This is a genomic window from Citrobacter sp. Awk 2 (assembly GCF_028069815.1).
Taxonomy (GTDB): domain Bacteria; phylum Pseudomonadota; class Gammaproteobacteria; order Enterobacterales; family Enterobacteriaceae; genus Citrobacter.
The window spans coordinates 66,194-72,193 of sequence record NZ_JANEWL010000013.1 but is presented as its reverse complement, the minus strand read 5'-3'; the positions used below and the strand labels follow the sequence as shown (position 1 = coordinate 72,193).

Sequence of the window (6,000 nt, the reverse complement as noted above, 5' to 3'; positions counted from 1 at the left end):
TGGTTATTGATCTGGACACTAATTAACAATTGATGATTTTGCCAACAGTACATATAGCGCGATATACTAAAAATTCTCGCAGCAACTGAACGTTAAGCCTATGAAATACGATACATCCGAGCTTTGTGACATCTATCAGGAAGATGTCAACGTCGTGGAACCGCTGTTCTCTAACTTTGGAGGACGGTCGTCGTTTGGCGGACAAATCATCACGGTAAAATGTTTCGAGGACAACGGGTTGCTGTACGATCTGCTCGAACAAAACGGCCGTGGTCGTATTCTGCTGGTCGATGGTGGCGGTTCTGTCCGTCGTGCGCTGGTCGATGCCGAACTGGCTCGTCTGGCAGTACAGAATGAATGGGAAGGTCTGGTCATCTACGGCTCAGTACGCCAGGTAGACGATCTGGAAGAGCTGGACATCGGCATTCAGGCGATTGCCGCTATTCCGGTTGGTGCTGCAGGTGAAGGCATTGGGGAAAGCGATGTGCGCGTCAATTTTGGCGGCGTGACGTTCTTTTCCGGCGACCACTTGTACGCCGACAATACCGGGATAATTCTTTCCGAAGACCCGCTCGATATCGAGTAAGCAAAAAAGGCACCGCAAGGTGCCTTTTTTATGCGTTTCCGTCGTACCCACCTTTTGCACGCCGCAACTGTAGCTATTTGCCGCAACTGATGAAGCGACTTACAGCGGCTCTATCTCCCCCTTCCCACACTGCGTGTTATTTATCTTAATAAACAACAAGTTAAAAACATGGCACGCCTTATGCTTTATACCACTGTATCCAATCAAAGCGCATAAGGATTTTTTATGAAGAAAAATGCAGTGGTTATTAACCCGCAAGATAGCGTTGCTACTGCTATCCAGCCCCTCAAGGCCGGAGACGTCGCCAACATGTTTGTTGGCAATGAAAATCTGACCATCACCTTACGGGATGACATCCCTTACGGTCATAAATTTGCCATTAAAGCCGTTGCGCTTCATGGCGAAGTTTACAAATACGGTGAATCCATTGGTCGGGCAACAAAGTCTATCCAGACCGGAGATTATGTTCATGTTCATAATGTTGAAAGTGAACGTGGCCGTGGGGATTGGAAATAAAGGCTGAAGGAACAAGTGAAAATGAAAAAAACAATCAAAGGTTATCGTCGTCCGGATGGCAGCGTGGGTATTCGCAACTACGTCTTAATTTTACCTACCAGCGTTTGCGCCAATAAAGTCGCTCAGGACATCTCCGCTCAGGTTCATGGCTCAACCTGGCTTAATAATGATTTTGGTTGCTGCCAGATTGCTGGTGATGCTGCATTAACCGAAAAAACACTGATCAACGTTGCCAGGAACGGCAACGTTGGCGCCATACTCGTTGTCGGACTGGGTTGTGAAGGCGCTGAACCTACTCACATTGCGCAAGAAATCACGAAATTTGGTAAGCCGGTTTCCTGCATCACAATTCAGAATGAAGGGGGGACCTTGCAGTGTCAGGCGCGCGGAATTTCAATCGCACGTCAGTATGCGCAGGATTTGTCCCAGCAAGACTACGAAGAAATAAGCGTCAGCGAGTTGATCCTCGGAATGGAATGCGGAGGTTCTGATACCACCTCTGGCCTCGCCTCCAACCCTGCCTGCGGTGTTGCATCTGATTTGTTAGTTAACGATGGTGGCACATCGATTCTTTCAGAAACCACCGAATTCATTGGCGCAGAACACGTTGTTGCTCGTCGGGCCATTAATTCACAAGTCGCAGACGATTTAATCAAGCTGGTTGTGGGGTGTGAAGAAAGAGCGAAAGCCCTGGGCGCAGATATCAGGGGCGGGCAACCGACGCCAGGTAATATCCAGGGCGGTATCACCACCATTGAGGAAAAATCTCTGGGCTGCATGCACAAAGCGGGTCATTCACCGCTACAGGGCGTCCTGCAATACGCAGATTTCCCTGGCGGTCGTGGACTATGGGTGATGGACTCCCCTGGACAAGATATCGAATCCATCTCCGGGATGGTGGCCGGCGGTGCACAAATTATTATCTTTACTACCGGGCGCGGAACCCCCACGGGAAACCCGATTGCGCCAGTGATCAAAATCACCGCCAACGAAGAAACATTTACCAAAATGCGCGACAACATTGATATTGATGTTTCATCGATTATGCGGGGAGAATCTTCTATTAATGAGATGGGCGAGGTGATTTATCAGGAAATCATTAAGGTTTCTAATGGTAAAACAACCAAAGCTGAAGATCTTGGGCATAAGGAATTCTCTATTTACAAGATCGCACCAACATTTTAAGACGATAGAAATATAACCCTATACGGTGGGAATAAATAACATATTCCCATCATTTATATCCGTTACGAAAACACGGAAGTCTCCTCATGAAAATAAAACAAACAATTGAGAAATTCCCAGGCGGGATGATGGTAATCCCGTTATTGATCGGAGCATTATTAAAGACATTTTGTCCTGGTGCTTTAGAAATAGGGAGCTTTTCGACGGCGGTAGCTCATGGCGCTCTCGCTATCCTGGGCGTATTTTTTGTCTGTATGGGCGCTGAAATCCGCCTACAGGCCGCGCCGGTCGCCCTGAAAAAAGGGTTCGCCATTATGCTGTCCAAGTTGGTTGTCGGGACAGCAATTGGCTTACTGGTCGCAAAGTTTTGCGGCGCCAACGGCTTCTTTGGTTTGTCTGCACTCGCCATTATCGCGGCCATGACCAATGCGAATATGGGCCTCTACGCTGCACTGACCAAACAGTTTGGCAATGAAACCGATGCGGGCGCTATCGCTGTGCTTTCCGTACTTGAAGGCCCCTTTCTGACGATGGTGGCGATGGGTGCCGCTGGGCTGGTGTCGATCCCAATAATGGAGCTGTTCGCCGTTGTTTTACCAATACTGATTGGTATGCTGCTCGGAAATCTGGATGAGGATATGCGTTCGTTCCTGAAAAGCGGCGGCGCGATGCTGATCCCCTTCTTCTCTTTTGGTCTGGGTACCGGAATCGATTTCAGCACCCTGCTGATGGCCGGATTCGCAGGGGTTATTCTGGGTCTCATGACCGCATTTATTGGCGCGCTGATTAATGTTGCCGTCTCCCGTTTTGTCGGAGGTTCAGGCATCGCCGGAGCGGCAGTCTCCACGACGGCCGGTAACGCCGTTGCGACCCCCGCAGCCATCGCCGCGGTTGACCCCAGCGTGTCAGCATTAATCGCCGTAGCGACGCCGCAGATTGCCGCCTCTACGATCGTCACCTCCTTAGTCGTACCGTTTATAACCGCCTGGGTTGCTCGCCGCGAACAAAGGAGAATCGCCCAACGCCAGCAGTTATCAAAAACATAAATTCCACAGAGTTGATCGAAAACAATTCCGCTGTTCACCATTTATGTGACAAAAAGATTGCAGAAACAGTAAGTCGTGAATGGATTACTGTTTCTACAATAATGCCGACAACTGTTTCCACCGTTATCGACTTCACATCATGATCATGCTGGATTCAACATGTTAAAATTACCTAATATTTACATCGTTTCTCCTTTACAAGCGCTCTCTCTAGAAGCTGAACGCCTGTCTATCCGATATAATCACATCGCAAATATAACGATATTAAATGCCACCCTTGACGATGTTGATTCCGTGATCCCGATATTGCGCACGAATTCCCCTGATCTTGTGATTAGTCGCGGTGGCATGGCATGGATGCTTAAACAAAAAATACCGCAGCCTGTCATTGAAATAAAAACATCCGCTTATGATATTATCGATGCCCTCAGGCCATATCTTGGGCTCAATAAAAATATTGGGGTTATTGGGTTTCGCAGCGTTATCGACGGCTGTATGAAAATAGCCAGGATGCTTAATCTGCAACTCACTGAGTTTATCATTGACGAAATGGCCAACCCTTGCATTGAGAATGTCAGGAATGACTTTGTCAATTACACACAAAATAACCAGATAGATCTTATTATTGGCGATGCCATTTGCCCGCTTTATTTTGGCACACACAGCATGGAACATTTCATCCCTTTCCATTCAGGTGTCGAGTCCATAGAACTGGCATTACATGAGGCAATTCAGCTGTATCAGGCGCTCGCTAATGAGCGCATTGAGCAAAACCAGCTAAACCTGTTACTTGACCACACCAATAAATTCATTCTTCTCATTGATAATTTCGGTAAAGTCATTCACTGTAATCATAAAGCCGTCGAGCTTTTACAACTCAGTAAACATGATTTAATCAATAAAAAAATACCTTCCTTAACGCTAAACTGGGAAGACCTGCAAAATAATATCCCGATAGAAAATGAGTTAATCAACACACCCTATGGCGAATTTGTGGTTAACCAGTTCCCCATTGTAGAAAACGAAAATCTCAACCGCGTGGTGATCACCCTCCAGACATCATCTAACTTACAGAATGCTGAGCAGAAGATAAGAATCAAAGAAGCGAAAAAGTTAGGATTTCACGCCAGGTATCACTTCGAAGATTTTATTACCTGCAACCGTGAAATGCAGGCTCGCTTAAGGTTAGCCAGGATATATGCGGAAACCGAAGCAACAATACTGCTACTCGGTGAAAATGGTACCGGCAAAGAGGTTCTGGCGCAGAGCATTCATAACGCCAGTTCACATCGCAATGGGCCATTTGTTGCGGTTAACTGCGGCGCAATCCCCGCTTCAATTATGGAAAGCGAACTCTTTGGATATGTCGATGGCGCGTTTTCCGGTGCCTCTAAAAAAGGCCGCGCCGGGATGTTTGAACTGGCGCATAACGGCACCATCTTTCTTGATGAAATCAGCGAACTGGATAAGTTCTTACAAGCAAAACTCTTACGCATTCTGCAGGAGCGCCAACTGATGCGCCTGGGCGCAGATCACATGATTCCGGTCAACGTCCGCGTTATTGCGGCCACAAACCGAAACTTACCGGCAATGATTGCAGCCGGTGATTTTAGAGAAGACCTTTTTTATCGCTTGAATGTGCTCAAGGTCACCACATTACCGTTACGTGAACGCCCGGACGATATCCAACTTATTGGGCAAACAACTTTAGATGCGCTGAGAAAGTCCTATCAGTTGCCTCCCATTGCATTGAGCGAAAGTTTATGGAGTGAGCTAAAAAAATATTTATGGCCGGGTAACGTACGTCAGTTGAATAATATTATGGAGCGCCTGGCGTTATCGTTTTCATCCGGCGTGGTGTCTCTTTCTGCCGCCACGTTACTGATTGAGGATTTACAAGCCGATAAAGCGTCTTCCCCCCAACAACCTCGCCATCACTGCCCGGACTGCCAGTTGCTCGAAGGGCCGTATAAACGGATCCGTAGCCGTATTCTCAAAGGGGTGCTACTACGACAGCAAAACAACAAAAGCCGTGCAGCGAAGCAACTGGATATTGACCGTAGCTCGTTCACCCGTTGGCTTGGTGATTGATGGGAAAGCCCGCAAGCAAGGCCGTTATCAAAGATAAATATTGCCGGATGTCGGCTTACACCTTATCCGGCCTACAAACTCGTACTCTAAATCCTCTAAAGATTTCGCGTCAGGGCAAGGCGGCAAGTAAGTGAATCCCCAGGAGCATAGACCACTATGTGACTGGGGTGAATGCACGCAGCCAACGCCGCCATAACGTGAAATATGACGAGGATTAGACTTCTTCCATACGACCCAGCAGGGCATGCAGACGATCCTGCCAGCCACTCTGCTGTTCTTTCAGGCTGTTGTTCTCACGCTCCAGTTCTTCACGCTGCTGCTGTGCAGACTGAACTTCCTGCGACAGTGAGTTATTCTTTTCTTTCAGCTCTTCGATTTCCATCTGCAACAGCGTGATGGTATCAATCGCCTGCTGTACTTTTGCTTCCAGTTTCTCAAACACTTCTAATGACATCGTCATACCTCTCCTGAATTGCAAGGCGTTGATGGATAAAAATCCTCGTCCCGATAACCGGCGACGCCTTAATAAAAACGAGCGCACACTACTTAACACCGATTGTATGAAGCCGCGTCATC

Annotated in this window: 6 protein-coding genes; 5 read left to right on the top strand and 1 reads right to left on the bottom strand. The window is 47.7% G+C overall.

Translation table 11 applies throughout. The features are described 5' to 3' along the window. The first annotated feature begins 100 nt into the window (after positions 1 to 100). The 5 genes from rraA (at position 101) to NNO02_RS05945 (ending at position 5,424) form a co-directional block, all read left to right on the top strand. A complete protein-coding gene (gene rraA, locus NNO02_RS05965; RefSeq protein ID WP_003028798.1) occupies positions 101 to 586 on the top strand; it encodes a ribonuclease E activity regulator RraA in 486 nt (161 codons plus the stop codon). A gap of 225 nt (positions 587 to 811) precedes the next feature. Next, on the top strand, positions 812 to 1,102 hold the full coding sequence (locus NNO02_RS05960) for a UxaA family hydrolase (RefSeq protein ID WP_064167206.1): 291 nt from the start codon (positions 812 to 814) through the stop codon (positions 1,100 to 1,102). A gap of 21 nt (positions 1,103 to 1,123) precedes the next feature. Next, positions 1,124 to 2,287 carry a UxaA family hydrolase gene (locus NNO02_RS05955; RefSeq protein WP_038636004.1) on the top strand — a complete coding sequence of 388 codons (1,164 nt, stop codon included), beginning with the start codon at positions 1,124 to 1,126 and terminating at the stop codon, positions 2,285 to 2,287. A gap of 86 nt (positions 2,288 to 2,373) precedes the next feature. After that, positions 2,374 to 3,333, top strand: a complete 960-nt coding sequence (locus NNO02_RS05950) for a 2-keto-3-deoxygluconate permease (protein WP_038636001.1) — start codon at positions 2,374 to 2,376, stop codon at positions 3,331 to 3,333. A 159-nt stretch (positions 3,334 to 3,492) separates the two neighbouring features. Further along, positions 3,493 to 5,424 (top strand): sigma 54-interacting transcriptional regulator, encoded by a 1,932-nt coding sequence (locus NNO02_RS05945; RefSeq protein WP_271454389.1) that lies wholly within the window; start codon positions 3,493 to 3,495, stop codon positions 5,422 to 5,424. Positions 5,425 to 5,638: 214 nt separating this feature from the next. Here the strand turns inward: NNO02_RS05945 and zapB are convergent, their stop codons facing one another. Beyond that, positions 5,639 to 5,884: a septal ring assembly protein ZapB gene (zapB, locus tag NNO02_RS05940; RefSeq protein WP_115259761.1), complete on the bottom strand. Its 246-nt coding sequence runs from the start codon at positions 5,882 to 5,884 to the stop codon at positions 5,639 to 5,641. Between the last annotated feature and the right edge of the window lie 116 nt (positions 5,885 to 6,000).

Bases quoted from the DNA above. Each gene is read 5' to 3' on its own strand.
- rraA (WP_003028798.1), top strand. From the start codon at position 101: ATGAAATACGATACATCCGAGCTTTGTGACATCTATCAGGAAGATGTC.
- NNO02_RS05960 (WP_064167206.1), top strand. From the start codon at position 812: ATGAAGAAAAATGCAGTGGTTATTAACCCGCAAGATAGCGTTGCTACT.
- NNO02_RS05955 (WP_038636004.1), top strand. From the start codon at position 1,124: ATGAAAAAAACAATCAAAGGTTATCGTCGTCCGGATGGCAGCGTGGGT.
- NNO02_RS05950 (WP_038636001.1), top strand. From the start codon at position 2,374: ATGAAAATAAAACAAACAATTGAGAAATTCCCAGGCGGGATGATGGTA.
- NNO02_RS05945 (WP_271454389.1), top strand. From the start codon at position 3,493: ATGTTAAAATTACCTAATATTTACATCGTTTCTCCTTTACAAGCGCTC.
- zapB (WP_115259761.1), bottom strand. From the start codon at position 5,884: ATGACGATGTCATTAGAAGTGTTTGAGAAACTGGAAGCAAAAGTACAG.